Origin of the sequence: Cobetia sp. Ld8 (genome assembly GCF_045066615.1) — a bacterium.
Taxonomy (GTDB): domain Bacteria; phylum Pseudomonadota; class Gammaproteobacteria; order Pseudomonadales; family Halomonadaceae; genus Cobetia; species Cobetia amphilecti.
This window is the reverse complement of sequence record NZ_JBISHF010000007.1, coordinates 863,016-889,480: the sequence shown is the minus strand read 5'-3', so window position 1 is coordinate 889,480 and position 26,465 is coordinate 863,016. Positions and strand designations below refer to the sequence as shown.

20 protein-coding genes and 1 pseudogene are annotated in these 26,465 nt (G+C 61.7%); 15 read left to right on the top strand and 6 right to left on the bottom strand.

Annotation, left to right across the window (positions count from 1 at the left end; all coding sequences use genetic code 11):
- Positions 1–166: 166 nt before the first annotated feature.
- From ACJJV2_RS08565 to ACJJV2_RS08555, 3 genes are all read right to left on the bottom strand, one after another.
- Positions 167–574 carry a DUF2069 domain-containing protein gene (locus ACJJV2_RS08565; protein WP_153635739.1) on the bottom strand — a complete coding sequence of 136 codons (408 nt, stop codon included), beginning with the start codon at positions 572–574 and terminating at the stop codon, positions 167–169.
- Positions 575–1,207, bottom strand: a complete 633-nt coding sequence (gene wrbA / locus ACJJV2_RS08560) for an NAD(P)H:quinone oxidoreductase (RefSeq protein ID WP_131432016.1) — start codon at positions 1,205–1,207, stop codon at positions 575–577. It lies immediately after the preceding gene.
- Positions 1,208–1,283: 76 nt separating this feature from the next.
- Positions 1,284–1,643: an arsenate reductase family protein gene (locus ACJJV2_RS08555; protein WP_043333573.1), complete on the bottom strand. Its 360-nt coding sequence runs from the start codon at positions 1,641–1,643 to the stop codon at positions 1,284–1,286.
- A gap of 105 nt (positions 1,644–1,748) precedes the next feature.
- Here ACJJV2_RS08555 and ACJJV2_RS08550 point away from each other — a divergent pair, with 105 nt between their 5' ends.
- The 6 genes from ACJJV2_RS08550 to smrA all read left to right on the top strand — a co-directional run bounded on the left by ACJJV2_RS08550 (position 1,749) and on the right by smrA (position 8,247).
- Positions 1,749–3,032, top strand: coding sequence for a YihY family inner membrane protein (locus ACJJV2_RS08550; protein WP_405279975.1), 1,284 nt, complete (start codon positions 1,749–1,751; stop codon positions 3,030–3,032).
- 549 nt (positions 3,033–3,581) lie between these two features.
- Positions 3,582–4,715 (top strand): spermidine/putrescine ABC transporter ATP-binding protein PotA, encoded by a 1,134-nt coding sequence (gene potA, locus ACJJV2_RS08545; RefSeq protein ID WP_405279973.1) that lies wholly within the window; start codon positions 3,582–3,584, stop codon positions 4,713–4,715.
- Positions 4,712–5,593: a spermidine/putrescine ABC transporter permease PotB gene (gene potB / locus ACJJV2_RS08540; RefSeq protein ID WP_043333577.1), complete on the top strand. Its 882-nt coding sequence runs from the start codon at positions 4,712–4,714 to the stop codon at positions 5,591–5,593. Before potA ends, potB begins: the two co-directional genes overlap by 4 nt.
- Positions 5,590–6,372, top strand: a complete 783-nt coding sequence (gene potC / locus ACJJV2_RS08535) for a spermidine/putrescine ABC transporter permease PotC (RefSeq protein WP_043333579.1) — start codon at positions 5,590–5,592, stop codon at positions 6,370–6,372. Before potB ends, potC begins: the two co-directional genes overlap by 4 nt.
- A gap of 1 nt (position 6,373) precedes the next feature.
- Complete coding sequence (locus ACJJV2_RS08530; RefSeq protein WP_197738736.1) at positions 6,374–7,450, top strand: extracellular solute-binding protein; 1,077 nt, start codon at positions 6,374–6,376, stop codon at positions 7,448–7,450.
- Positions 7,451–7,605: 155 nt separating this feature from the next.
- Complete coding sequence (gene smrA, locus ACJJV2_RS08525) at positions 7,606–8,247, top strand: DNA endonuclease SmrA (protein WP_347421393.1); 642 nt, start codon at positions 7,606–7,608, stop codon at positions 8,245–8,247.
- Positions 8,248–8,396: 149 nt separating this feature from the next.
- Here smrA and ACJJV2_RS08520 read toward each other — a convergent pair whose 3' ends face one another.
- Positions 8,397–8,954 carry a hypothetical protein gene (locus tag ACJJV2_RS08520; protein WP_405279967.1) on the bottom strand — a complete coding sequence of 186 codons (558 nt, stop codon included), beginning with the start codon at positions 8,952–8,954 and terminating at the stop codon, positions 8,397–8,399.
- Between the two features lie 267 nt (positions 8,955–9,221).
- Between ACJJV2_RS08520 and ACJJV2_RS08515 the strand changes: the two genes are divergently transcribed.
- The 3 genes from ACJJV2_RS08515 (at position 9,222) to ACJJV2_RS08505 (ending at position 15,752) form a co-directional block, all read left to right on the top strand.
- A complete protein-coding gene (locus ACJJV2_RS08515; RefSeq protein WP_405279964.1) occupies positions 9,222–11,249 on the top strand; it encodes a BCCT family transporter in 2,028 nt (675 codons plus the stop codon).
- Positions 11,250–11,750: 501 nt separating this feature from the next.
- Positions 11,751–13,484 (top strand): BCCT family transporter, encoded by a 1,734-nt coding sequence (locus ACJJV2_RS08510; protein ID WP_405279961.1) that lies wholly within the window; start codon positions 11,751–11,753, stop codon positions 13,482–13,484.
- Between the two features lie 603 nt (positions 13,485–14,087).
- Positions 14,088–15,752, top strand: a complete 1,665-nt coding sequence (locus ACJJV2_RS08505; protein WP_405280736.1) for an AMP-binding protein — start codon at positions 14,088–14,090, stop codon at positions 15,750–15,752.
- A 125-nt stretch (positions 15,753–15,877) separates the two neighbouring features.
- Here the strand turns inward: ACJJV2_RS08505 and ACJJV2_RS08500 are convergent, their stop codons facing one another.
- Entirely contained in the window at positions 15,878–17,134 is a 1,257-nt protein-coding gene (locus ACJJV2_RS08500) for a dicarboxylate/amino acid:cation symporter (RefSeq protein ID WP_054556697.1), read from the bottom strand.
- 558 nt (positions 17,135–17,692) lie between these two features.
- Here ACJJV2_RS08500 and ACJJV2_RS08495 point away from each other — a divergent pair.
- From ACJJV2_RS08495 to ACJJV2_RS08470, 6 genes and pseudogenes are all read left to right on the top strand, one after another.
- Positions 17,693–19,063 carry a thiamine pyrophosphate-dependent dehydrogenase E1 component subunit alpha gene (locus ACJJV2_RS08495; RefSeq protein ID WP_405280733.1) on the top strand — a complete coding sequence of 457 codons (1,371 nt, stop codon included), beginning with the start codon at positions 17,693–17,695 and terminating at the stop codon, positions 19,061–19,063.
- Positions 19,064–19,212: 149 nt separating this feature from the next.
- Complete coding sequence (locus ACJJV2_RS08490; protein ID WP_043333588.1) at positions 19,213–20,181, top strand: alpha-ketoacid dehydrogenase subunit beta; 969 nt, start codon at positions 19,213–19,215, stop codon at positions 20,179–20,181.
- Between the two features lie 12 nt (positions 20,182–20,193).
- Positions 20,194–20,361: pseudogene (locus ACJJV2_RS08485) on the top strand (biotin/lipoyl-containing protein); the annotation flags it as partial.
- Positions 20,362–20,667: 306 nt separating this feature from the next.
- Positions 20,668–22,020, top strand: a complete 1,353-nt coding sequence (locus tag ACJJV2_RS08480; RefSeq protein ID WP_405280730.1) for a 2-oxo acid dehydrogenase subunit E2 — start codon at positions 20,668–20,670, stop codon at positions 22,018–22,020.
- Positions 22,021–22,060: 40 nt separating this feature from the next.
- Positions 22,061–23,950 carry a protein kinase domain-containing protein gene (locus ACJJV2_RS08475; RefSeq protein ID WP_405279957.1) on the top strand — a complete coding sequence of 630 codons (1,890 nt, stop codon included), beginning with the start codon at positions 22,061–22,063 and terminating at the stop codon, positions 23,948–23,950.
- A gap of 158 nt (positions 23,951–24,108) precedes the next feature.
- Entirely contained in the window at positions 24,109–24,597 is a 489-nt protein-coding gene (locus ACJJV2_RS08470; protein WP_405279954.1) for a hypothetical protein, read from the top strand.
- Between the two features lie 137 nt (positions 24,598–24,734).
- Here ACJJV2_RS08470 and ACJJV2_RS08465 read toward each other — a convergent pair whose 3' ends face one another.
- Entirely contained in the window at positions 24,735–26,144 is a 1,410-nt protein-coding gene (locus ACJJV2_RS08465) for an aspartate ammonia-lyase (RefSeq protein ID WP_405280727.1), read from the bottom strand.
- Positions 26,145–26,465 lie beyond the last annotated feature (321 nt).

The following is a 26,465-nucleotide window of genomic DNA, read 5'->3' as shown; positions in this document are numbered from 1 at the left end:
TTGAGGAGACACGCTGGAAGAAGCGGTGGGGAGCGATGGGGAAAGCGGCAAGCCGCCATAGGAAGGCGCAAACCGATACCCGCCATTCTGTCGCCTATTTTAGTCGGCTATTCTAGCCGAACAAGGCACGACGAGAAGGGCGGGCAATGGAGAGGCCAGGGCTTGATCAGGCCTGCGGCTGACGCTTGAGGTTGCGCGAGCGGAAACGGGCGTAAGCCATGCTGGAAATGAACAGCCCCAGCGCCGCCAGTGCTTCCAGTACGCCGATGACGGCGTGGCCAGGCACACCGGCCAGCATCACGCCCTGCATGATGTAGAGCAGGCTGACGAAGGCCAGCCAGACATGGCCACGTGCCCGGCGGGTGAAGATGGCGGGCAGAAACAGTGCGATGGGCAGCAGGCGGATCAACAGCGGCAGCAGGCCGCTGTTCTCGCTCTGCGCCATCAGCTGAATGCCGCCGATCAGCAGCAGCAGGGCGACGGCCGCAAAACTTGCGATCACCCCACGACGGCTCTTGGCTTCGAGCGTGTCGAGGCCTTGCTCACGTTCCAGTCGTTCAAGCCAGGCGCGCATCTATTTCGTCTCCCTGAGAGGTTGCATGGCCAGGGCCAGGCGAGCGATACGCTTGCCTTGCGCCAGGGCCAGGCGCTGTTCGTTGTCATCGACATCGTTGTCGCCACGCTTGCCGCTGACGTGGGTCGTGCCGTAGGGCGTGCCGCCCTGGGTGGTCTCGAGCAACTCGGTGGCGCTGTAGGGCACACCGGCATACACCATGCCATGATGCAGCAGCGGGATCAGCATGGTGATCAGCGTGGTTTCCTGACCGCCATGCAGAGAGCTTGAGGCACTGAAGGCGGTGGCAGGCTTGTCGATCAAGGCGCCGTTCATCCACAGTTCACTGGTGGAATCCAGGAAGTACTTGAGCGGCGCCGCCATGTTGCCGAAGCGGGTCGGGCTGCCCAGCGCGAGGCCCGAACAGTGACGCAGGTCGTCCAGCTCGACATACATGGCCCCGCTGTCGGGGATTTCCGGCTCGGTCTGTTCGCAGGTGGCCGAGATCTCGGGCACCCGGCGCAGGCGTGCCTCGACACCGCTGATGGACTCGATGCCGGCGGCGATCTGCTCGGCCAGCGTGCGGGTCGCACCATGGCGCGAGTAATAGAGGACGAGGACGTACGGCGTCGCGTCGTGGGTCGTTGCGGACATGAGCTTCCTCAGGTGGATGACAATCTATCAAAAGGGGCAAGCGGGGCTTGCGTGAGCACACCCTGTCATCAGGGGATCAGGCGTCGCTCAACAGCACCAGTACATCTTCGGGCGGGCGACCGATGACGGCACGGGTGCCGTCATCGAGAATCGGCCGCTGCATCAATTTCGGCGTTGCGGCAATCGCGTCAAGGCGTTGCGCATCGCTGGGGTCTACAAGGCCCAGTGCCTTCCACTCGGCTTCGTTCTCGCGGGTCAGAGCCCGCGCGCCGCCTTCCACTCGGGCGGCCAGGGCCTCGAGCTGCTCACGATCGAGGGGATCTTCCAGGTAGCGGACGGTCTCGAAGGCATCGCCCTCGAGGCGCGCGGTCAAAAGCGCCAGTGTTTCCCGTGACTTGGAGCAGCGTGGGTTATGGTAGAGTTTCAATATTGACATGACTGTCTCCGTTTCCGGACAGGTGATGGGTTTCACGCAAGCGCTACTGGCCATGGCCGGCGGTGGCGAATGAATCAGGCACGCATTGTAGAGGGGCGCACAAGAATGCCACAACTGCCAGGGATCTCGCGGGTCATGCCCGCCATCGGCGTCATCCTCAAGCTGGTATCACGTTTCAACTATCACGACGGCAAGAAGACCGCGTCGGCACTGACCTATACGACGCTGTTCGCCATCGTGCCTTTGATGACGGTCATCTATGCGATGTTCGCCGTCATTCCGAGTTTCGACGGCGTGGGCGATCAACTGCAGACGACGGTGTTCTCCCAGTTTCTGCCCTCGACCGGCGCCACGGTGCTCGAGTATCTCAACGAGTTCTCCGGTCAGGCGCGCAATCTGACCTCGGTGGGTCTGATCTTCCTGTTCGTGACCTCGGTGATGATGATGATCACCATCGAAGGCGCCTTCAATGCCATCTGGCAGGTGCCGGAAGGGCGCAAGGGGCTGTCGAGTTTCCTGATGTACTGGGCCGTCCTGACGCTGGGGCCGCTGATGCTGGGCTCGGGCTTTTTGCTGTCGTCCTTTCTGACCTCACTGTCCTTCTTCGACTCGGCCGCCGAGATGCTGGGCGGCAAGGCCCTGTTGCTGCGTCTGTTGCCGCCGCTGTTGAGTGCTGCGGCCTTCACCTTCATCTATGCCGCGGTGCCCAACTGCAAGGTTCGCCTGCGTGACGCCGCGGTCGGCGCGCTGACCACGGCGCTGGCGCTGGAGCTGGCCAAGGCGGGCTTCTCGCTGTACGTGACGCATTTCCCGTCCTATCAGGCCATCTACGGCGCCTTCGCGGCTGTGCCGCTCTTCCTGCTGTGGGTGTTCCTGTCCTGGTGCATCGTGCTGCTGGGGGCGGAAGTCGCGGCCTGGATGGGTGAGCGCTCCAATGCTGACTGGCATCGCTGGCCGCCGTTCTGGCAGACCCTCGGCGCCGTGATGCTGCTCAAGGATGCCCATGAGCGCGGTGAGCCGCTGTCCGATGATCGACTCACGGAAGTGCTGGGCAGTCGTTATCGTCGTGTGCTCAAGCCGCTGATCGCCGAGAACATCGCCAGCCAGACCCAGGATGGCCAATGGGTGCTCGGGCGTGATCTCAGTCAATACTCGCTGTGGGAGATGGCGCACGCCTTGCCGTGGGAATTGCCGGCCGGCGAGGCGGGCGAAGCGCCGCATCCGCGCCTGGAACCCCTACGTGAGGCGCTGGCGCGTGCGCGTGCCGCCGAGAAGGAGCGCATGACCTGCGGTCTGGTCGAGGTGCTGCCCAGTGTCGGTGAGGTGGGTGATGAGGCCATGACTCAGGAGGAAAAAGACCCGCAAGATCCGCGACTTGCGACTTCCTGAGCGGCACTGGAACGCGATTGCAAGGTGACAGTCTGATGCCGAATGGGCAGAATGCGCACCCTGTGCCGTCTGCTCATCCCGACGGGGGTTGAGGCGGATGCCGATACCCCGATATCGAAAGCGATGACGCCAATGAAAAGGCCCGACACCTGTTCGGGCCTTTTCCTTTGTCTCTCGCGCATCAACCGGAACCGCTCGCCTGTCTTGCCGCAATTCGGCCTGCACGCTGGAAAGCCTGACTGAGGGATGAGCGAGGTATGGGCGAGGTAAGGGTGAGGCGTGGTCGAGGCATGAGTGAGGCAGGTCAGCTGGCGACTGCCCGCTAGGCAGACACGCAAGTGAAAGGTTCGCATGCCAGACTGGCGACGCCGCCTTCCCGCTGTCTGATGTGACCTTTGCGCCAGCGCCAAAGCGAGCGGCGAGGCGAGAGCTGGCAGTCTGCCGGTGGCCAGGCACGATGGAATTGACGATGTGGCGTGCCAGTCCCTGGCGCGCCTGACATGCATGAGGGTGCCGTTCGCGGCGCCCGCTGGAGGTGACAACCCGCCGATGAAAAGCTCTGCTCCTGAGAAGGCCCCGCTGGTCAAGCTGCGTGGCATTTCCAAGACCTTTGGTGATCGCAAGGTGTTGGACAGCCTTGACCTGGATTTGAACGATGGTGAGTTCGTCACGCTGCTGGGCCCGTCCGGTTGCGGCAAGACCACCGTGCTGAGAATGATCGCCGGCTTCGAATCGCCGGATAGCGGCACCATCACGCTCGAGTCGACGGCCTTGCATGAGCGTCCCGCTCACCAGCGCCCGGTCAATACCGTCTTCCAGAGCTATGCGCTGTTTCCGCACATGAACCTCTATGACAACGTGGCCTTTGGCCTGCGCATGGAAAAGGTCGCCAAGGCCGAGATTCATGAGCGGGTGCGCGAAGCGCTGGAGATGGTGCAACTGGCCCATCTGTCGGACCGCCGCCCGGACCAGCTCTCCGGCGGGCAGCAGCAGCGCGTCGCGATTGCCCGCGCCGTGGTCAAGCGTCCCCGCGTCCTGCTGCTCGATGAGCCGCTGTCGGCGCTGGATTACAAGCTGCGCAAGCAGATGCAGAACGAGCTCAAGCGTCTGCAGCGTCGCCTGGGCATCACCTTCGTGTTCGTCACCCACGATCAGGAAGAGGCGCTGTCGATGTCCGATCGCGTGGTGGTGATGCGCGAAGGCGGCATCGAGCAGATCGGCACGCCGCGTGAGGTCTATGAATCGCCGAGCACGCTGTTCGTGGCGCGCTTCGTCGGTGAGATCAACCAGCTGGCGGCGCAGGTCGTGCGCCCCGCGGCGACGGCCGGGCGCATCGAGATAACGCTGCTCGGTCAGACGCTGGAACTCAGCAGCCATGGCCGCACCTATCAAGGCGGAGAGGCGGTGCAGGTGCTGCTGCGCCCGGAAGACATGCGACTCAAGGGCGCAGGGGACAGCGAAGGCTTCCCGGCGCGCGTCATCGAGCGCAACTACAAGGGCATGACCCTGGACACGGTGCTGGAGCTGGACAGCGGTCAGCAGTTGCTGGCCAGCGAGTTCTTCGACGAGGATGACCCTGACTTCGATTACCGACTCGGCGAGCGCGTGCGCGTCAGCTGGGTGCCGGACTGGGAGATCATCCTGCCCGATGATGAGCCGGCCGTGACGGGGGCGGGTGCATGAGTCTGGTGCGCAATCCCTTCAAGACCGCCACCCTGACCATCATCTGGGGCTGGCTGATCGTGCTGGTGCTGGCTCCGACGCTGCTGGTGGTGCTGGTCAGCCTGATGCCGGAAAACACCGGCCAGCTGCTGGGCGGTGAGCTGTCGCTGAGCACGCTGTGGCAGGGCTTTCTGACCAACTATGGCCAGATGATCAGTCCGGTGTACCTGAGCGTCTTCGGCCATTCGCTGTGGATCGGCCTGATCACGACGCTGATCTGTCTGCTGCTCGGCTATCCCTTCGCGTGGATGATCTCGCGGGCCAGCCCGCGCCTGCAGCCCTTGTTGCTGCTGTTGGTGATCATTCCGTTCTGGACCAACTCGCTGATCCGCATCTATGCCCTGCGCACGCTGATCGCGACGCGCGGGCTGCTCAACGATGTGCTGATGAATCTCGGCCTGATCGATGCGCCGCTGCGTCTGCTGTATACCGAGGAGGCGGTGATCGTGGGGCTGGTCTACATGCTGCTGCCGTTCATGATCCTGCCGCTGTATGCCGTCTTCGAGCAGCTGAGCCGCCCGACGCTGGAGGCGGCCCGCGACCTTGGCGCCAATGGTCTGGCCACCTTCCGCCATATCGTGCTGCCGCTGACCATGCCGGGCATCATCGCGGGCGTGCTGCTGGTGTTCCTGCCGGCGATGGGCATGTTCTATGTCTCGGACCTGCTGGGCGGCTCGCGCCATCCGCTGATCGGCAACATCATCAAGGGTCAGTTCCTGGAGGCCAACAACTGGACCTTCGGCGCGGCGATCAGCGTAATGCTGACGCTGGTGATGGCGTTCCTGCTGCTGGCCTATTACCGCAGCGTCAAGCTCTTCAAGCGTGAGGTGACCCTATGAAGGCGAGCGCCGCGCTGCGTTGGTTCAGCCGCTGTTATCTGACGCTGATCTTCACGCTGTTGTATGTGCCGATCCTGGTGTTGATCGGCATCTCGTTCAATGACTCACGCAACCCCTTCGTGTGGGGCGGCTTCAGCCTGCGCTGGTACGACAAGCTGCTGGGCAATGGCAATCTGATGGAGGCTGCGCTCAACACGCTGTGGCTCGGGGTGACGGCGGCGACGCTGGCGACCCTGATCGGCACGCTGACGGCCACTGCGCTTTATCGCTATCGCTTCCGCGGCAAGCCGCTGCTCAATGGCATGCTGTTCACGGTGATGATGATGCCGGACATCGTGATGGCGATCGCCTTCCTGGCGCTGTTCATTGCGTTGGGTATCCAGCTGGGCTATTTCTCGCTGCTGGTCTCGCACGCCACCTTCTGTCTGCCGTTCGTGGTGATCACCGTCTATTCCCGCCTGACGGGCATCAACCCGCAGTTGCTGGAAGCGGCGCGTGATCTCGGTGCCAGCGAAGCACGCGCCGTCTGGCACGTGCTGGTACCGGCGCTGATGCCGGCGATCGCCTCCGGCTGGCTGCTGAGCTTCACCCTGTCGCTGGATGATGTGGTGATCTCGACCTTCGTCACCGGGCCGACCTTCGAGGTGCTGCCATTGCGCATCTACTCGATGGTGCGACTGGGGCTCAAACCTGAAGTGAATGCATTGGCAACCCTGCTGTTGGGGCTGTCGCTCTGTCTGCTGTTGATTTCACAGTTGTTGCTCAAGGAGAAAAAATAACATGCAAGGTACCCGTTTCCCGCTGCGTGCCGCTGGCCTGATGGCTGCCGTCAGCCTGGCTTCCGTGGCTACATCCGCCCCCGTTCTGGCCGCGGATGACAGCGACAAGGTCCTCTACGTCTACAACTGGACCGAGTACATGCCCGATGAAGTCATCGAGCGCTTCGAAGAGCAGACCGGCATCGATGTCGTCTACTCCACCTTCGATTCCAACGAAGCGATGTATGCCAAGCTCAAGCTGCTGGACAGCGACAACAGCTACGACCTCGTCTTCCCGTCGACCTATTACATCGACAAGATGGCGCGTGAAGGCCTGCTGCAGAAGCTGGATGTCAGCAAGCTCGACCATTTCGAGGACCTCGACCCGAATCTGGTCGATCGTGACTTCGACAAGGGCAACCAGTACAGCGTGCCTTACATGTGGGGCAGTGCCGGCATCGGTTACAACCCGGACTATGTCGAAGAGGGCGCGCTGACCAGCTGGAACGATCTGTGGAACGACAAGTATCGTGACAAGCTGCTGCTCTCCAACGACATGCGTGAAGTCTTCCATGTCGCACTGGCAAGCCTCGGCTTCAGTGGCAACACCACGGACCCGGACGAGATCAAGGCGGCCTACGAGAAGCTGACCCAGCTGATGCCCAACGTGCGTGCCTTCAACTCCGATGCGGCGCGCGTGCCCTTCATGCAGGGCGAGGTCGATGCCGGCCTGATCTGGAACGGTGAGGTCTATCAGGCCAACCAGGAAGGCGTGCCGGTCGAGTATGTCTATCCCAAGGAAGGCATCATCCTGTGGATGGACACCATGGCGATTCCGTCCAACGCGCGTCACGTCGATGCGGCCTATCAGTTCATCGATTACCTGATCAGCCCGGAAGTCAGCAAGGAAATCAGCGAGTACGTGGGTTACACCACGCCGAGCCTGGCGGCCAAGAACATGATGGACCCGGAAGTGCGTGACAACCCGGTGGTCTTCCCGACTCAGCAGGATCTCGCCCGCGGCGAATTCCAGACCGATGTCGGCGATGCGCTGTCGATCTATCAGAAGTACTGGGAGCAGCTCAAGACCGGGCATTGACCTGCCCTTGAGGCGTGATGACGCAAGAAATCACGTCAGTGACTTGAGCTGAACCGACGCCCCGAGGCATGCTCTGTCTCGGGGCGTCGTCGTTTGTCGATCTTGACTGCGCGCTCCACGTAATTGACACGTCCTGGTGAAGACTGGAGGGTGCCATGTCACGTTTTTCCCCTGCAATGATGTCGGCGGCGCATGCCCGTGAGTTGAGCAGTGCCGAGGCGGATGATCTGTTCAGTCGTGAGATGCAAGGCGTTGCTCCCCTGACGCGCGGCAAGGACCGCGCCGATGTCACCACGGCCCGCAAGGGCCCCAGCGAGGCTCAGCTGGCACGGCGTGAAGACGCGCAGAAGACCTTGGGCAACGAGCTGGACGGACTGTCCGACAGCTACGTGGAGCATCTCTCGCCGCATGACCCGGTCGAGTTTCGCCGCGATGGCATCCAGACCGGTGTGCTGGAGCGCTTGCGCCAGGGCGGCTACCCACCCGAGGCGCAGCTCAATCTGATGCGTCGTCCGCTCATCGAGTGTCGCCGTGAGGTGCATCGCTTCATCCAGGATGCCTGGCGCAGCGAGTTGCGCTGCCTGCTGGTGATTCATGGCAAGGGGCGTGACAGCGAATCGCATGCCGCCTTGATTCGTGCCTACCTGGTGCACTGGCTGGAGCAGATGCCCGAGGTGCAGGCCTGGAGCAGTGCCACGCCGCGCCATGGTGGGTTGGGAGCGACGCTGGTGATGTTGCGCAAATCCCGCGCGGCGCGTGACAACAACCGCGAACGGCATCAGAAGCGGCGCGGCTGATCGCCACGAGCAGCAAATCCCGCAAGCAGTCAAATCCCGCAAGCAGTCAAATCAGACAACAGAAAGCCGACAATAGACACAAGAAAGCCCCGCCAGGCCGCGATCGTCGCGAGCTGGCGGGGCTTTTTCATGCTCATGGCTCAAGCTGACTATTGCACGCTGTAACCGCGACCGGTGAAGCAGGCACTCAGCGCGCGGCGATAGGTGTCTGCGTTGCTGGCGGTCACGGGCGGTGCCGCGGAATTGGCTTCGGCGCCACTCTGCTGATTGGCCCAGCGATGGCACTCATAGCGATCACGCGCTTGCTGGTCTTCGCTCTGGCCCTTGGTGGGGTAGGCGATGACATCGACCGCCGCGGCCGTGAGTGTCGCCTGAGCGGGGGCCTGGACGGGCAGATACTGCTGCTGACTCTCTTCCCACAGGTAATAGGTGCCTGCCGCCAGGAAATACAGCGTAGCGCCCACCCAGACACCGCGCGCCCCTGCGGGCAGGCCATGACCGTGCCCCGGGCCACCCGGTGCCCAGCGAATCAGCCGACCGGGCTCACCATGCCCGATCACGATGTCTGGGCCTATGTAGCCCGGCCCATCGAAGCGCCCATGCCCCGGGCCCGCCATGGCGGACGTGGTCGGCAGGGCACTCATCAGGGCGAGAGACAGCGCGAGCGCGCGCAGGGGGCCCTTGCCGGAATGACGATTGCGACTCATGCGTTTACTCCTGTGTGACCAGCATGGCATTTGAGTGTGCCGATGACGTTGGGTGCCAGCGTGCAAGCATCAAGAAAACAAATGGCATCCTGCGCCATGTGTGCGCCGAGAAGTTGGACGGTAGTTGGACAAGACATTGGTCATGTAGGCATCAGGTGATATTATCCGCGCGCAATTTGATCATGTTTTTTCATTATAGTGTTGTTTGCCAGCAGGGCGCCGAGACAGCTCACGGCGTCTCTCCCGGACACTCACAAGGAAATCTCCATGCGCAATACCCCTGCAGCGGGCGGTGGCGAAGATGCCAGTGCCCAGCCGCGCACCGGCTTGTTTGCCAAGGTCAACCCGCCGGTCTTCTTCGGCGCGAATGCCATCATCCTGTTATTGGTGATCTTCACCGCGGTGTTCTCGGACACGGCCATGTCCGTGTTCGAGTCGGTCCAGCATTGGATCACCAACACCGTGAGCTGGTTCTACATCCTGTGCGTGGCCATCGTGCTGATCTCGGTGGTATATGTCGGCTTCTCACGCCATGGCGAGATTCGCCTGGGGCCGGACCACTCACTGCCGGACTACAGCAACGTCACCTGGTTCGCGATGCTGTTCTCGGCGGGCATGGGCATCGGCCTGATGTTCTTCGGCGTGGCCGAGCCGGTGATGCACTTCCTCAATCCGCCGACGGGCACCCCGGAGCAGGTCGAGACCGCGCGTGAAGCGATGAAGCTGACCTTCTTCCACTGGGGGCTGCATGCCTGGTCGATCTACGCCATCGTCGCGCTGATTCTGGCCTACTTCAGCTATCGCCATGACCTGCCGCTGACGCTGCGCAGTGCCTTGTATCCTCTGATCGGCAAGCGCATCTACGGCCCGATCGGCCATGCGGTGGACATCTTCGCCATCGTCGGCACCGTCTGTGGTGTCGCCACCACGCTGGGCTACGGTGTGGCACAGGTCAATGCCGGGCTCTCGCACCTGACCGGCATGCCGAACAACGACTGGACCCAGGTCGCGATCATCGTCGTGATCACCGGCCTTGCCACCATCTCGGTCGTGACCGGCCTGGACAAGGGCATCCGCATCCTGTCCGAGATCAACCTCGGCCTCGCCGTGGTGCTGTTGCTGTTCGTGCTGTTGCTCGGCCCGACCGCCTTCCTGCTCAAGGCGTTCGTCCAGAATTCCGGCTTCTACATGGCCGATATCGTCGGCAAGACCTTCGAACTCTACGCCTACGAACCCAATGACTGGATCGGTGGCTGGACACTGCTCTACTGGGGTTGGTGGATGTCCTGGTCTCCGTTCGTCGGCATGTTCATCGCGCGTGTCTCGCGTGGCCGTACCATCCGGGAATTCGTGATCGGCGTGCTGTTCGTGCCGGCCGGTTTCACCCTGCTGTGGATGACCATCTTCGGCAACACCGCCATCTCGATGATTCTGGAGCAGAACGTCACGGCGCTGGTCGACACCGTCAACGACAACTATTCGCTGGCCCTGTTCACCTTCCTCGAGCAGCTGCCGCTGTCATCTATCACCTCGGTGATCGCGCTGGTGATGGTCATCGTGTTCTTCGTCACCTCGGCGGATTCCGGCTCGATGGTGGTCGACATGCTGGCTTCCGGTGGTCGTGAAGACACCCCGATCTGGCAGCGTATCTACTGGGCCTTCGCGGTGGGGCTTTTGGCCATCGTGCTGATGCTGGCCGGTGGGCTGGGGGCGCTGCAGACCGCCACCATCGCCACCGCCTTGCCGTTCGGCATGATTCTGCTGGCCGCGATCTTCGGCCTGCTGCGCCAGCTCAATCTCGAGTCCGTCAAGCGCCGCTCGCTGTCGGTGAACACCGCAGCCGCGACGCCGATGGGCGAGAAGGGCAACTGGCGCAAGCGTGCCCAGCACCTGATGAGCTTCCCGACGCGCGCCATGGTACGTGGCTTCCTGCGCGGCACTGTCGCGGAAGGCATGCAGGAGCTGGCTGAAGAGCTGCGTAGCCAGGGACTGGAAGTCGACGTCACCATCAGCCGTGATCGCGTCTACTTCAATGCACGCCATGGTGAGGAAGATGACTTCATCTACGGCGTGCGCATTCGCTCTCACCTGCGTCCCGACCTCAATCTGGATCAGGAAGACGAGGGGGATGAAGAGGACTACTGTCGTGCCGAAGTCTTCCTCAAGGAAGGCGGTCAGTCCTATGACCTGATGGGCTACAGCAAGGACCAGGTCATCAATGATCTGCTCGAGCAGTACGAGCGTCATATGCACTACCTGCACCAGCTGCGTCTGAGCCAGTCCGTCGGTCAATGATCCGAGCGGGCAGTCAGTGACGCTTCACGCGTCGCCATGACGCAAGAGCCCCTTGTGGAGAGATCCGCCGGGGGCTTTTGTCTGTCTGGATGAGGTTCCCTGAAGGAACCGGCCTGGATAGGACCTCTGCCGAAAGACGCCGTAATGTGAGGCCTCTTTTTCTCGGCTCAGGCATTAGCTCTGCTTATCCAGGCGGCGTCGAGATCTTATTGGTCTCGCAAGCGGGGGCCCTATAGCATGGACTCTCCCCACAAAGTCGCATATCGGCTGGGGTCAGATGACATGCCGTGGTGTTGTCGTCTGCCAAGGTTCCCGCCCATGACTGGCCGAAGGTGAACGCGATCTGCCCGCAATTTCCCCATGACGACTGAGGTTCCTTGAGCCCCAGCATCCGCAGTCATGAACAACGATACCGCTGTCATGAACGACGGTACTAATGTCACGAACGACGATAGCGGCATCATGAAAAATGATAATAAAAACCCGTCACGAGGTAGAAACATGTTGAAAGGAAAGGAACTGGATGCACTCATCGAGCAGCGAGGTGTCCTGAAGGGACTCAACTCGACGCTCGGTATCACCGCGATCACCATGACCGTGTTCTTCATTCTCTATGCGATTCTGTTGGGCAAGACGGCCAGCGATCAGTTTCTGGGCATCAAGGCCTGGATAGAGAGCACCCTGGGCTGGTACTACGTGCTGGTGATGTTCTCGACCTTCGTGGTCTGCCTTTACGTGATGTGTTCACGTGTCGGCAAGATTCGACTCGGGCGCGACGATGAGCGTCCCGAGTTCAGCAATTTTGCCTGGTTCTCGATGCTGTTCGGCTGCGGGACCGGCGCGGGCATGCTGTTCTTCTCGATGTCCGAGCCCATGATCCATTTCGCGAGTGACTGGAGCGGCGGCAATCCGTTTCTGAGTGCTGACGTCAAGGCGGCCGTCGCCGCCTTCTTCGAGGCCAAGCAGGCCGCCCTGGCGAGTGGTCTCATGCCGGGGGACGAAGGCTTCCCGGTGCCTGACAGCCGCGTCGCGGAAGCGGCCGCCGGTGGCATCAAGCTCACCGTCTTCCACTGGGGCACGATCGCCTGGGCCATGTATGCCATCGTCGGGCTGTCACTGGCCTATTTCGCCTTCCGCAAGGGTCTGCCGCTCTCGATGCGCTCGGCCCTCTATCCGCTGATCGGCAACCGGATCTACGGGCCTATCGGGCACACCGTCGATATCCTGACCGTGTTCGGTACCATTTTCGGCATCGCCACCACGCTCGGTCTGGGCGTCGAGCAGATCGGCTCCGGCCTGATGTCACTGGGTCTCATCGAAGAGAAGTCGCGCATGGTGACCGTGGTCTCCATCGTGTTGATCAGCGTGATCGCTACCCTGTCAGCGACCAGCGGCGTGGCACGTGGCATCAAGCTGCTTTCCACCTTCAATACCTGGGTCTGCCTCGGCATCCTGGCCTACTTCCTGCTGGTGAGCGACGCCAACTATCTGATCGCGAGCTCCATCACCGCGCTCGGGGATTACCTCACCGATGGCGTCTCGATGACACTGTGGACGGCGCGGACGCCGGACGAGCAAGTGTGGCAGGGCGGCTGGACCATCTTCTACTGGGGCTGGTGGATCGCCTGGGCCGGTTTCGTCGGCATGTTCATTGCCCGCATCTCGCGCGGCCGGACCATCCGGGAATTCATTCTCGGGGTGATGGTTATCCCCTCCATCGTGGCGCTGGTCTGGTTCGGCGTCATCGGCTCGGCGGGGATCTATCAGTCCCTGTACGGGGCCGACATGGGCATCTACACGGCTGCGGTCACCAACTGGGACTACGCCGGCACCCTCTACCACTCGTTCGAGGTGCTCACGCCCGGTATCGCCGCGACCGTGGCCAAGGTGGCCGCGCTGGTCGTGGTGATCATCTTCTTCGTCACGTCTGCGGATTCCGGCACCCTGGTGCTGGGACGCCTGCTGGCCTTCGGTCGTCGTCCTCCGGTTCAGCAACGCATCATCTGGGGCATGATGCTGGGCGCCGTGACCTTGATCCTGCTGTTGCTGGGGGGCGATCAGGCGCTCAAGTCCCTGCAGGCTGCCTCGATCGCCGGCGCCTTGCCGTTCACCTTCGTGCTGATCGCCATGATGATCGGACTGTTGAAATCGCTGCGCAAGGACGGCGAATCGATGATCGAGAACGAGGAGCATATCCGCAAGATGATCGAGAACGAGGTCCGCGACCTCTCCTGAGTTGCCGTTTGCCAGACGTATGCGCCTGATGTGTAACTCCGGCGCGTATGCGTTCGGTGTGCAAGACATGAGGCCTCTGCCCCCCGGGCAGGGGCCTCGTTGTTTCTCGCTTTCGAGTCAGGGCTGTTTACCTCCTTGGGCTCAGAGCTGTTTCCCTGCTCCAGAGCAGGCTTGCGCATGTCACCAAGGTCGCAAGGCAATATCAAACGTACGTATGTTCCAATGCTGACAGGTCCATCGATTCCGCCAACGGCGCGCAGCATCGGTTTGCGGCTATGCTGTCGACAGTGAAGGGCCCACAGGCTGATACCCACCCGACGGAGTCCCGACAGCGCCTCACCACGCATCTCACCACGATGTATTTCGACCTAGTCTCACGACGACGTCTTGCAACGACGTCTACAACAACAAGGTAGCGGGGGCAGTGATGCCGAGCGCCCCACGTACTGATCAAGGAGCAACGCCATGCATGATCCCCTAGCGGCTCGACCCGATGAGTCAGGCAAGTCCACTACCGATACCACTGCCGATTCCACTACAGAACCTTCTCGCGTGGCAGATGCCTCGCCCGATGCTTCGAGAGTACAGCCAGCGGCAGGCGACATGAGCGGCATGTCGTGCCTGCGGTCTTCTCAAGAGGTGGATTTCAGCGGCTACGACTCCCTGATGGACATGCTGGAAAAGGCCTGCTCGGCGCATGGCGAGCGTCCTGCCTTTACCTGCATGGACCGCACCATGAGCTTTGCGGAGCTGGATGCCACCAGTCGTCAGCTGGCGGACTGGTTCCAGCATGAGACCGACCTCAAGCCGGGCGATCGGGTCGCCATCCAGCTGCCCAATACGCTGATGTTTCCGGTGGTGGCCTTCGCCGTGCTGCGAGCAGGCCTGGTGCTGGTGAATACCAATCCGCTGTATACCGAACGTGAGATGGAGCATCAGTTCAATGATTCCGGCGCGCGGGCGTTGGTGGTGCTGGCCAACATGGCGGACAAGGTCGAACGCGTGCGGGAGCGCACTGGCCTCGAGTACGTGCTGGTCTGTGAATTGGGCGACATGCACCCGGCCTTCAAGCGGCTGTTGATCAACACCGTGGTCAAGCACGTCAAGAAACTGGTGCCGAGCTATCACCTGCCCGACGCCATTTCGCTGCGCACGGCCATCTCGCAGGGCAAGGCCGAGCGCTGGGAGCGGCCGACACTGGCACTCGATGATGTCGCTGTGCTGCAGTACACCGGCGGCACCACCGGGGTCGCCAAGGGCGCGATGCTGACTCACCGCAACCTGCTCGCCAACATGTTGCAAGGCAAGATGGCCCTCACGCAGGGCTTGAATCCCGGCCACGAGACGCTGGTGGCGCCGTTGCCGCTCTATCACATCTACGCCTTCACCATTCATCTGGCCTGCATGCTCAGTGAAGGCAATCACACCCTGTTGATTCCCAATCCGCGCGATATCCCGGGCTTCGTCAAGACGCTGCAAAAGCACGACTTCACGATGTTCGTCGGCCTCAATACGCTGTTCGTGGCGCTGTGCAACAACCACGGCTTCCAGGCACTGGACTTCTCGAAGCTCAAGATCACCACCTCAGGGGGCGTGGCGCTGACGCGCAAGGCGGCAGAAGAGTGGAAGCGGGTCACCGGCAGCGATATCTCCGAGGGCTACGGCATGACCGAGACCTCGCCGATCGTGTCGTTCAATCCGCTGGATGCCATTCAGCTCGGCACCATCGGTCGGCCGATGCCCTCCACCGAGGTGCGTCTGTATGACGATGAGGGCGCGCTGGTCGCGATGGGGGAGCCGGGCGAGCTGTGCGTGAAGGGGCCGCAGGTGATGAAGGGCTACTGGCAGCGTGAGCAGGCAACCAAGGACAGCTTCACTGCCGATGGCTTCCTGCGCACCGGTGATATCGCGGTCTTCCAGGACGATGGCTATATGCGCATCGTCGATCGCAAGAAGGACATGATCATCGTCTCCGGCTTCAACGTGTATCCCAATGAGGTCGAGGACGTCATCGTGCGTCACCCGGACGTGCTCGAGGCGGCCGCCGTCTCGGTGGTGGATGAGCGCAGTGGTGAGGCGATCAAGCTGTATGTCGTGCTCAAGGACGGCGCAGAGCTCGAGGCGGATGCGCTGCGAGACTGGTCGCGCAAGGAACTGGCCAGCTACAAGGTGCCGCGTCAGGTGGTCTTCATCGACGAGCTGCCCAAGACCAACGTCGGCAAGGTGCTCAGACGTGAGCTGCGCGACTCGCCGCCGGAATCTGCCTGACCTTGCCTTTGTTTTCTCCCTGTGTGACAGCTCAAACATAGCCCTTGAAACACGAACGCCCCGCTCATTGAGCGGGGCGTTCGTGTTTCAAGGCAAGGCGCTGGCGAGAAGGCCTGCGCCTGGCGTCAGGCGTCCTTCTTGGGCTGGGTCGCGTTGTAGACCTCGAGGTCCAGCTCGTTCTCGGACTTGCCGACCAGGGTGGTGACCATCAGGTCGCCCGCGACATTCACGGTGGTACGCGCCATGTCGAGGATACGGTCGATACCGGCGATCACCGCGATGGCTTCCAGCGGCAGGCCTACCTGGCTCAGCACGATGGAGAGCATGATCAGGCCGGCGCCCGGCACACCGGCGGTGCCGATGGAGGCCAGCGTACCGGTCAGTACGATCATGCCGTAATCCATCATCGACAGCTCGATGCCGGTCATCTGGGCGATGAACAGTGCCACCACGCCCTGATAGATGGCGGTGCCATCCATGTTGATGGTCGCGCCGACCGGCAGCACGAAGCCGGAGACACCTTCCGAGACGCCGAGGTTCTTCTGGGCGCAGCGGATGGAGATCGGCAGGGTGCCGGAGCTGGAGGCCGAGGAGAAGGCCACGACCAGTGCATCGACGATACCGCGCAGATAGCGCACCGGGTTCAGCTTGCCCAGCGTCGCCAGCAGGCCGGAGTAGACCACCAGCACGTGCACGATGCTCGCCAGATAGGCCACGCCGATCACCTTGGCCAGCGGCAGCAGCACATCCAGGCCGTAGTTGCCGGAGACATGCGCCATCAGGCCGAAGACACCGAACGGCGCGAAGGCCATCACGAACTCGGTCAGCTTGTACATCACTTCGGCGAAGCTATCGAAGACGCGCACGACCGGCTCGCCCTTGTCGCCGATCATGATCAGCGAGATGCCGATCCCGATGGCGAAGACGATGATCTGCATGATGTTGCCATTGGCCAGCGCATCGATCGGGTTGCTCGGCACCAGGTCGACCAGAATCTGCACCAGCGAAGGCGCATCCTTGGTTTCCATCGCCTTGTCGAAGTTGAACTCGAAGCCGGCGCCTGGCTGGAAGATGCTGGAGGCCAGCATGCCGATGGCGATCGCGAAGGCGGTCGTCAGCAGGTAGAGGGCGATGGTCTTGCCGCCGATGCGGCCCATCTTCTGCGGGTCACGCATCGAGGTGATACCGACCACCAGGGTGCTGAAGACCAGCGGCACGATCAGCATCTTGATCGCATTGATGAAGATATCGCCCAGCGGCTTGAACATGCTGGCGCTTTCTCCCATCAGGGCACCAGCGAGTACCCCCAGGGCGAGGCCGCCCAGGATCTTCTGCCACAACGGCAAACGGCGCCACAGGTTAGGGCGGGAGGAATCACTCATGGAACTGTCCTTAGGTGTCTAGCGATGATCATCGCTGATGATGCTCAGGGCGCGCCCGAGTCTGTCGTCTCGATGCCTTGTCACGATTGCGCACTGCATTAAGCACTTTTTGGGTGCGGGAAGATTAACAGTCAGCCTTCACTCACCCTCTGCACCTTTAGTCGCAAAAAAGCGTTCTTACAGGCGAATTCAGCTTTCCATGCCGAACGCGCATGAGCCCATGCCGCAAAAGGTTCCACCAAAGAAGTAGTTGTCAGGCAGGCATATCGTCTGTCTTTGCGTTACCTTGACGTTAACGTTAACTTTTGGGCCGCCAGAGCGACTTTCCACTAGTCTGATGGTAGGCACTGTTGTCATCGTCGAATCGACAGCTTCCGGTTCGACATTCCTGAAGGTACGCCATTGCCTGCCCGGCCTCACGAGGGCTGGGTAATCCCTCAAACGCCTGATCGGTAAGAGAGGACGCTGAGCATGTCCGATACAACAACACGCGGACCCGTATCCCCGGGGACCGCGCCGCCCGATGGCTCACAGCCAGAGCTCAATGACTTGACCGCCATGCCGACGGCAGACCAGATCGCGCCGCAGGGGCCGACGGTGCTGCATCACCTGGCCTTCATGACCGGCGATGAACTCTGCATCCCGATCTTCAAGCGCCTGCGTCAGGACGGCACCCTTTATCCCGTCGATGTGCCACAGGGGCAGAGTGACGATACCCGGGGAGGCCAGTCGCAGGACAGTTCACCTATCGACCGCGACACGGCGCTCAAGATCTACCGGACGATGCTGTTCACCCGGGTGCTGGATGAGCGCATGCTGGCCGCCCAGCGCCAGGGGCGCTTGAGCTTCTACATGCAATGCACCGGCGAGGAAGCCACGGTGATCGGCAGTGCGGCGGCGCTTCAAGACGATGACATGATCATGGCGCAATACCGTGAGCAGGGGGCGCTGGCCTGGCGCGGCTTCAGCTGCGACGAATTCATGAACCAGATGTTCGGCAACGAGCGCGACTACGGCAAGGGCCGTCAGATGCCGATCCACTATGGGTCGCGTGACCTGCACTACATGACCATTTCCTCGCCGCTGGCGACCCAGATTCCCCAGGCGACCGGCTATGCCTACGGCCAGAAACTGGCGGGCAAGGGGCAGTGCACCATCACCATCTTCGGTGAAGGGGCCGCCTCCGAGGGGGATTTCCATGCCGCCCTCAACATGGCCTCCGTGCATCGGGTGCCGTGCATCTTCCTGTGTCGCAACAATGGCTATGCCATTTCCACCCCGTCATGCGAGCAATTCGCTGCCGATGGCATCGCGCCACGCGCCTTCGGCTATCACATGCAGAGCATCCGGGTGGATGGCAATGACGTGATCGCCGTCTACGAAGCCACCCTGGCGGCGCGCAAGATCGCGGTCGAGACGAATCAGCCGGTATTGATCGAGGCGATGACCTATCGTCTGGCAGCGCACTCCTCCTCGGATGACCCCTCCGGGTATCGCAGCAAGAAGGAGGAGGCCATCTGGCGTGACAAGGACCCCATCCTGCGCATGCGCAACTGGCTGGAAGCGCAAGGCTGGTGGAGCGAGGAGGAGGAAAAGGCCACTGGCGATCAACTGCGTCGCGAAGTGCTTGAGTCCATGAAGCGTGCCGAGAAACTGGCGCCACCGGCGCTGGACACGCTGATCAGCGATGTCTACGACACGCCGACGCCGTTGCTCACGCAGCAGCTCGAAGACGTGAAACAGCATATTCGCAAGTATCCGCATGCCTATCCCAAGGGCGCCGCCAGCATTGGGTTCACTGCGCAGGAGCTGGAAGACAGTCGCAAGGCGTATCAGGCACGTCAGCAGCGCATGCAGAGCCATCAGCCTGTTGAGAACCATCAGCCGGTAGTGAGCCATCAGCCTGTGGATGGAGGCCAGACATCATGAGCGAGCAGATGAGTGAGCAGCCGTTGGAGAAAACACCAGTGACAGACTCAGCTACAAGCGACTCAGCTGCGGTGGGTTCAGCTGCGAAAGAAGCGTCTGCGGCGACTGGCAGCAAGGATGCAGTAGCCTCGGCCTCGGGCAAGAAGCAGATGAACATGCTGCAGGCGATCAACAATGCGCTGGATATCGCCATGGCCGCCAATCCCCGTGTGGTGCTGTTCGGGGAGGACGTCGGGGTATTCGGTGGCGTTTTCCGGGCTACCAGCCACCTGCAGGATAAATACGGTCGAGAGCGCTGCTTCAATACGCCACTCACCGAGCAGGGCATCATCGGGTTCGCCAACGGGCTGGCGGCGCAGGGCTCGACGCCGGTGGCCGAGATCCAGTTCGCCGACTACATCTTCCCCGCCTTTGACCAGATCGTGAACGAGGCGGCCAAGTTCCGCTATCGCTCCGGTGATCTGTTCGATGTCGGCGGCCTGACGATTCGCACGCCCTATGGTGGCGGCATCGCAGGCGGGCTCTATCACTCCCAGTCGCCCGAGGCCTATTTCGCGCATACCCCGGGCCTCAAGATCGTGATGCCACGCAATCCCCACCAGGCCAAGGGGCTCTTGCTGGCGGCGATTCGCGATCCCAATCCGGTGCTGTTCATGGAGCCCAAGCGGCTCTATCGCGCCTCGGTGGGCGAGGTGCCAGAAGCCGATTACGAACTGCCACTGGGCGTGGCCGACGTCATTCGTGAAGGCCGCGATATCACGTTGCTCGGCTGGGGCGCTCAGATGGAGGTCATCGAGAAGGCCGCCGCGCTCGCCGAGCAGGATGGCATCGACTGCGAGATCATCGACCTGCGCAGCATTCTTCCCTGGGACATCGAGACGGTGTGTGACTCGGTGCTCAAGACCGGTCGTCTGGTGGTCAGTCATGAAGCGCCGCTGACGGGAGGCTTTGCCAGCGAGATTGCCGCCACCGTGCAGGAGCGTTGCTTTTTGTATCTCGAGGCGCCGATCCGACGCGTCACTGGCCTTGATACGCCGTTCCCGCTGGTGCTCGAGAAGGAGCATCTGCCGGACGAGCTCAAGATCTACGAGGCCATCAAGCAAAGCTTGAATTACTGATGACAGGGAGTGATGCGCGCCATGAATGATTTCATCCTGCCCGATATCGGCGAAGGCATCGTCGAGTGCGAGCTGGTCAAGTGGTTGATCAAGGAAGGCGACGTGATCGAGGAAGATCAGCCGGTGGCCGAGGTCATGACAGACAAGGCGTTGGTGGAAATCCCCGCGCCCCACGCCGGCACCGTGGTCAAGCTTTACTGTCAGGAAGGCGAGATTGCCCGTGTCCATGCGCCGCTGTTTGCGGTGGATGATGGCAGTGACAGTGATAGTGACAAGACCGGACACGGCGAGCGTGAGGATGACCACGCCGGCGATGTCATGACGGTTGCAGCGCCTGCTCGCTCGACGGCACAGACTCAGTCAGCTGCCAGCCAGGCGACCAGCAGTCAGTCGGATGCCACAACGTCAGCACCCGCGGCGGCAGCCACCAATGGTGCAGCTGCCACACCAACAGCCGCGGCCCTTGAGCGGCGCTCGCGTGATTTCATCCTGCCGGATATCGGCGAAGGCATCGTCGAATGTGAGGTGGTCACCTGGCACGTCGCGGAAGGCGACACGGTGGAAGAAGACCAGACGATCGTGGATGTGATGACCGACAAGGCGCTGGTCGAGATCACCGCCTCGGAGCCCGGGCGTATCGTGCGCTTCCATTACGCCCAGGGCGAAAATGCCCGAGTGCATACGCCGCTGTATGCCTATGTGCCTGATGAGGAGGCAGAGGCTGAAAGCGCTGAGAGCACTGAGAGTGACGTCACCGCGCCTGAACACAAGCAGGCTCAGCCAGAGTATCTGGCGGAGCACCGCCAAGAGGGCGACGACAAGAGCGACAAAAAGAGTGGGCAAGACGGGTGTCACGAGGAGAGCCGGCCTCGCATACCCGCGACCCCTGCCGTGCGCCGCCTATTGCGTGAGCATCAGCTCGATATCCAGGCCATCGCAGGCTCGGGGCGTAACGGCCGGGTGCTGAAGGAAGATGTGCTGGCATATCTCAAGCAATCCGAGGCTCACGAGACTGACGTGACACCTGATGACTCTCACAAGGTCGGCGCGGCCGCCGAGACCGACAAGGCAGCTGCCGAAGCGTGTGCTGTGGCCAGTGACGTGGCCAGTGACGAGGTGCGATCGTCACGCCTTGAGTCGAAAGCGGTACCGCTCAAAGGTGTCGCGGCGGTGATGGCTCGGCGCATGGTGCAGGCCAGCACCCAGATCCCGCATTTCCATTATGGCGATGAGCTCGATATCACTGATCTGCTGGCGTTGCGGGCCCGCCTCAAGGTACGCGCCGAGCAGCAGGGCATTCGCCTGACCCTGATGCCGTTCATCATGAAGGCCATGGCGCTGGCGGTCATCGAGGAGCCGATTCTCAATGCGCGCCTCAGTGAGGATGAGAGCGAGATTCTCTATCAGGGCGCCTGCAACATCGGCATGGCGGTGGACAGTGCCAGCGGGCTGATGGTGCCGAACGTGAAGGGCGTCGAGCGTCTGAGCATTCTCGAGATCGCGCGTGAGGTCGGGCGGCTGACCGAGGCTGCACGCAGCGGGCGCGTTGCCCAGGCGGACCTTAAGGGCGGCACCCTGTCGATCTCCAATATCGGGGCGCTGGGTGGAACCTATGCCGCGCCGATCATCAACCAGCCGGAGGTCGCCATCGTCGCGCTGGGGCGCACTCAGCGTCTGCCGCGCTTCGATGGCGAGGGCAATGTCTGTGCGCGTGACATCATGACCATCACCTGGGCGGGGGATCATCGCATCATCGATGGCGGTACCATCGCGCGCTTCAGCAATCTGTGGAAGCACTATCTCGAGCACCCTGACGAAATGCTGCTGTCGCTGTCATGAGGCGCTGTCTGATCCAGGGTCCGGCTAGAGAGCATCCTGCATGAGTGATGCGCGCGCCCACGAGCGCCTGCAACAGTTCTATATCCCGGAAGAGCAGTCGATCTATCTGCTCTCGCATCATGATGCCAAGAAGCTCAAGGACTGGGTGGCGCTGTGCATCGCTCAGCTCGAGGGGCTGGGCTACCGGGATATCCATCTGGTCGGCAAGGGCGCCTACGGTTTCGTGTTCGCGGGCTGGCGCCCTGGCGAAGACCGGCGCACGCGTGAAGAGCACGTCTTCAAGTTCACGCGGGTGACCCTGCCCCAGGCACTGCAGGACCGCCTGGAGGAAGAGGCCTACATGCTCGACCAGGTCGCTCACCCGCTGATACCGCGTCTGGTCAGCTATCAGCGGGTACGGCGGCAGTCGATTCTGGTCATGCAGCGCGCGCCGGGCATCAATCTCGAGGAATATTCGCTGCGTCACGGGCGCATGTCGCCGCGTCTGGTGGTCAAGATCGCCAGCCAGCTGGCCGACATTCTCAAGTCACTGCGCGGGTCATCCACGGGAGCGGGTACGCCACCGGTCGTGCATGGTGACATCAAGCCGTCGAATCTGGTCTTCGATGTCGAGCGTGAGCAGGTGGCATTGATCGACTGGGGCAGTTCGGTATTCGCTCAGCTCGATGAGCATCAGCAGTTCATCACCACCAACGTGATGCAGCTGATGTCGGATAACCTGCAACAGACCAATGCGCGTCTGGGCGATGTCTATTTCATCGGCGAGGAGCAGCTCAATGGTGCGCTGTCCTCGCCGCGCTTCGATGAGCAGGGCGTGGCCGCCACACTTTACGCGCTGGCGTCTGGCCAGTCGTGTCGCTTTGGCGTGCGTGCCATCCCGGCGGTGTCATTGGGGTTGCCCCGAGAATTCGCGCGTCTGCTCGATGGCATGCTGGCGGATGACCCGTTGCTGCGCATGCAGGCCGGCGACTATTTCCTGCGCGAGATGGGCAGGATCGCACGGCTGGTGATGCCGGAATTGCCTCTCGAGGCGGCACAGTCTCTGCTGCCGGTCTGGGTGAGGCCGGCAACACGCGAGATCGACACGGTCGTCTATACCTCGCGCAAATCCTTCCTGCGTGAGGCCTTCGAGGCGGACGAGACCGGCGAACATGCTGGCAACGCGCTGGACGCCGTCAATGATGTCCAGCTGGATCGTTACTACAAGAACTTCATGCAAGGCATGGGCGGCACCGAAAAAGCCTTCCTGGCCGCGGTCAGTCGTCTGGGCAAATACCCGATCGTCGGCGGTCTGGCGATTCGCTGGGAGCCACAGGGCATCTTCGTGGATACTGCGCTGCACCTGCATGACCCTTCCCTGAAGGCCGCCTTCGTCGTCGCGATCAACAACATGGTCGCTCTGGCGCGTGCCATCTATCGCCAGGGCGTGTTCAAGGCGTGTCTGTTCAATGCTCGCGATACCCTGCATCTGGAGCGGGAAGACCCGGAGGCCGCCTTCGTCTTTGCACCGACGGCAGACGGGGAGGCCATACCTCGCTTGAGCTATGAGGTCAGCGCGGTGCCGGAGCTTGAGGATGACTCGCGTGTGCACTCCTACTTCGAGGACGGCCCGGACCCTGAGGAACTGCTGGTGCTGCCCGAGAAGATATTGAAGGTACTGGAGTCACTCAATGCCATCCATCACACCGGCATGCTGATCTTCGAAGCCCTGCCACACCACCTCAAGATTCACAGTTATTACCGACTGCTGGACCCCTCGCGCGAGCAGGAATTCGCGCGTCTGCTGGCGGAGATTCTCGATGCCGTGCCATTGATCTCCGGGCTGGGAATATCCGGCTTCATGAAGATGCCCTACAAGAACACCAAGCATTTCGATCATATCGAGGCGCAACCCGAACGCTTCTATCCACGGGACCCGCGCGCGGTGTGAAAAGGAGTTTGCCTTGGATGGCAGTCGCATAGTGATGCCGATTTATATAACCGTGATTATCGTGATTCGTGTTAGTGTCACGTCGCGTGATCATTGCTGATCTTGCTGAACTCAATAATCAGATCGATAAAAATCGATAACCTACAGGGAACGTACTCATGTCTCGACCTCTCACCCGGAAATTGCGTCAAGCCTCAGGTGGTCTGGCTATTCTGGCGCTGCTGGCAGGATGTAGCGCGCATACGACGATCAGCAGCCCGTCAGAGACGGCGCGAATCAACTTGAAAGATGTCTCCAGAGATCAGTCTACCGTTCAAGAAACGCTACCCACTACCAGCTTCGGAAATTACGAGTTTGAAGTAGTGGATGACAACAAGATGCCCATGTATGGCATTCTGCCGCTGAAGTTCAATGGCGGTTATCTGGCGCTAGATATCCTGTTCTTTGCCCCCGCCGCATTCTTCAATCTGCGTGAAGTCCACCCTTACTATGAAATCGACCATGACGAGGGAGTCGTGCGTTATCGTGATGAGAAGGGCGGAGAATGGACGACCTATACACCCACCGTGGAAGAAGCTGAGCGTGCACGCAAATACTTTGCCGCGCATCGTGATGATGTAATCTCACAGTCCAGCGCACAGCAGTAAGCGTGATGCCCGAAGTCGGTAAAGTCGTCTGACTCATGGCCTTGATACGACAGCGCCGCACCAGAGGCTTTCTGGTGCGGCGCTGTCGCATGTGACAACAGGTTGATGCGGCAAGCGAGCAGACTCTCGCTGAAGGGTCAGTCCTTCATCTGACGCGGGCGCGTCATGGCCTGCGGGGACAGCAGTGCCTCCAAGCGCGCTTCGTCCAGCAGGCCTTCCTCGCGTACCAGTTCCAGCACGCTGCGACCGCTGACCAGGGCTTCCTTGGCGATGCGGGTGGCATTGTCATAGCCGATATACGGGTTGAGCGCGGTGATCAGGCCGATGGAATTGTTGACCAGCTCGGCGCAGCGATCACGGTTGGCGGTGATGCCGATCACGCAGCGATTCTTGAGCATGGTCATGGCACGGCTCAGCTGGCGGATGGAGTCGAGCAGCTTGTAGGCGATCAGCGGTTCCATCACGTTGAGCTGCAGCTGGCCGGCTTCCGCCGCCATGGTCAGCGCGGTGTCGTTGCCGATGACATCGAAGGCGACCTGATTGACGGCTTCCGGAATCACCGGGTTGACCTTGCCCGGCATGATCGAGCTACCCGGCTGCTGAGGCGGCAGGTTGATCTCGTTGAAGCCGGTGCGCGGGCCTGAGGACAGCAGGCGCAGGTCGTTGCAGATCTTGGATAGCTTGACCGCCAGGCGCTTGAGCATGCCGTGGAAGAGCACGAAGGCACCCATGTCGCTGGTGGCCTCGACCAGGTCCGACGCCGGGCGGAAGTCGATGCCGGAACGACGCGCCAGAGCCTCGATCGCCAGTGCGCTGTAGCGCGGGTCAGCATTGATGCCGGTACCGATCGCGGTCCCGCCCAGATTGACCTCCTTGAGCAACTCATTGAGGTTGGCGATGCGCTCGACGTCTTCGCGCAGAGTGTTGGCGAAGGCGCGGAATTCCTGGCCCAGCGTCATCGGCACCGCGTCCTGCAGCTGGGTGCGACCCATCTTGACCACGTCATCGAATTCCAGCGCCTTGCTGGCGAAGGCGTTGGCCAGTTCGCTCAGCGCATCCACCAGCACCGAGTGGCTGCGCAGCAGGCCGACACGGATGGCGGTCGGGTAGGCGTCGTTGGTGGACTGCGCCATGTTGACGTGATTGTTGGGGTGCAGCTGCTGGTATTCGCCTTTCTCGTAGCCGAGGAATTCCAGGCCCAGATTGGCGATCACTTCGTTGGCATTCATGTTGGTCGAGGTGCCGGCGCCGCCCTGGATCATGTCGACCACGAACTGATCGTGATGATCGCCATTCATCAGACGCGCACAGGCGTGCTGGATGGCATCATGCTCGCGTGTCTCGAGATAGCCCAGCGCATGGTTGGCTTCGGCGGCGGCGGCCTTGACCAGCGCGAGCCCTTCGACGAGACGCGGGAAGTGCGACAACGGCACGCCGGAGAGGTGGAAGTTGTTCAGCGCGCGCTGGGTCTGCACACCGTAGTAGGCATCAGCCGGCACCGGCTCGCGCCCGAGGAGATCCTTTTCAAGTCGGAAGCCGTTGGCCAGTGCCTCACGCTCGGCATGGCTCAGGTCGGCCGGCGTGGAAGTTGCCGGGGTGGCATTGGCTGCGATGGGGGTTTCCGAGAGATGGTTCACTTGGGCGGAACTCCTGGCTGAAGTACACTGTGGCGCTTGAATGGCGGCTAGGTGGACAAGGGTAACCAGCGCAGCCCCTCGGCGGCCAATGCCATTCAACGCTGCCGTATACGTCAAACGCATAAGACGAAGGTGGTGGTGCGCCGCGACGCACCATTCTCCATGACAAGACCCTGCATGACCGGCCAGGCAAGCCTCGCTTGGGCATGTTCGACATTTTTGGGAGTTCGG

Excerpts from the sequence above, each read along its gene's own strand:
- ACJJV2_RS08565 (WP_153635739.1), bottom strand. The coding sequence starts at position 574 with ATGCGCGCCTGGCTTGAACGACTGGAACGTGAGCAAGGCCTCGACACG.
- wrbA (WP_131432016.1), bottom strand. The coding sequence starts at position 1,207 with ATGTCCGCAACGACCCACGACGCGACGCCGTACGTCCTCGTCCTCTAT.
- ACJJV2_RS08555 (WP_043333573.1), bottom strand. The coding sequence starts at position 1,643 with ATGTCAATATTGAAACTCTACCATAACCCACGCTGCTCCAAGTCACGG.
- ACJJV2_RS08550 (WP_405279975.1), top strand. The coding sequence starts at position 1,749 with ATGCCACAACTGCCAGGGATCTCGCGGGTCATGCCCGCCATCGGCGTC.
- potA (WP_405279973.1), top strand. The coding sequence starts at position 3,582 with ATGAAAAGCTCTGCTCCTGAGAAGGCCCCGCTGGTCAAGCTGCGTGGC.
- potB (WP_043333577.1), top strand. The coding sequence starts at position 4,712 with ATGAGTCTGGTGCGCAATCCCTTCAAGACCGCCACCCTGACCATCATC.
- potC (WP_043333579.1), top strand. The coding sequence starts at position 5,590 with ATGAAGGCGAGCGCCGCGCTGCGTTGGTTCAGCCGCTGTTATCTGACG.
- ACJJV2_RS08530 (WP_197738736.1), top strand. The coding sequence starts at position 6,374 with ATGCAAGGTACCCGTTTCCCGCTGCGTGCCGCTGGCCTGATGGCTGCC.
- smrA (WP_347421393.1), top strand. The coding sequence starts at position 7,606 with ATGTCACGTTTTTCCCCTGCAATGATGTCGGCGGCGCATGCCCGTGAG.
- ACJJV2_RS08520 (WP_405279967.1), bottom strand. The coding sequence starts at position 8,954 with ATGAGTCGCAATCGTCATTCCGGCAAGGGCCCCCTGCGCGCGCTCGCG.
- ACJJV2_RS08515 (WP_405279964.1), top strand. The coding sequence starts at position 9,222 with ATGCGCAATACCCCTGCAGCGGGCGGTGGCGAAGATGCCAGTGCCCAG.
- ACJJV2_RS08510 (WP_405279961.1), top strand. The coding sequence starts at position 11,751 with ATGTTGAAAGGAAAGGAACTGGATGCACTCATCGAGCAGCGAGGTGTC.
- ACJJV2_RS08505 (WP_405280736.1), top strand. The coding sequence starts at position 14,088 with ATGAGCGGCATGTCGTGCCTGCGGTCTTCTCAAGAGGTGGATTTCAGC.
- ACJJV2_RS08500 (WP_054556697.1), bottom strand. The coding sequence starts at position 17,134 with ATGAGTGATTCCTCCCGCCCTAACCTGTGGCGCCGTTTGCCGTTGTGG.
- ACJJV2_RS08495 (WP_405280733.1), top strand. The coding sequence starts at position 17,693 with ATGCCGACGGCAGACCAGATCGCGCCGCAGGGGCCGACGGTGCTGCAT.
- ACJJV2_RS08490 (WP_043333588.1), top strand. The coding sequence starts at position 19,213 with ATGAACATGCTGCAGGCGATCAACAATGCGCTGGATATCGCCATGGCC.
- ACJJV2_RS08475 (WP_405279957.1), top strand. The coding sequence starts at position 22,061 with ATGAGTGATGCGCGCGCCCACGAGCGCCTGCAACAGTTCTATATCCCG.
- ACJJV2_RS08470 (WP_405279954.1), top strand. The coding sequence starts at position 24,109 with ATGTCTCGACCTCTCACCCGGAAATTGCGTCAAGCCTCAGGTGGTCTG.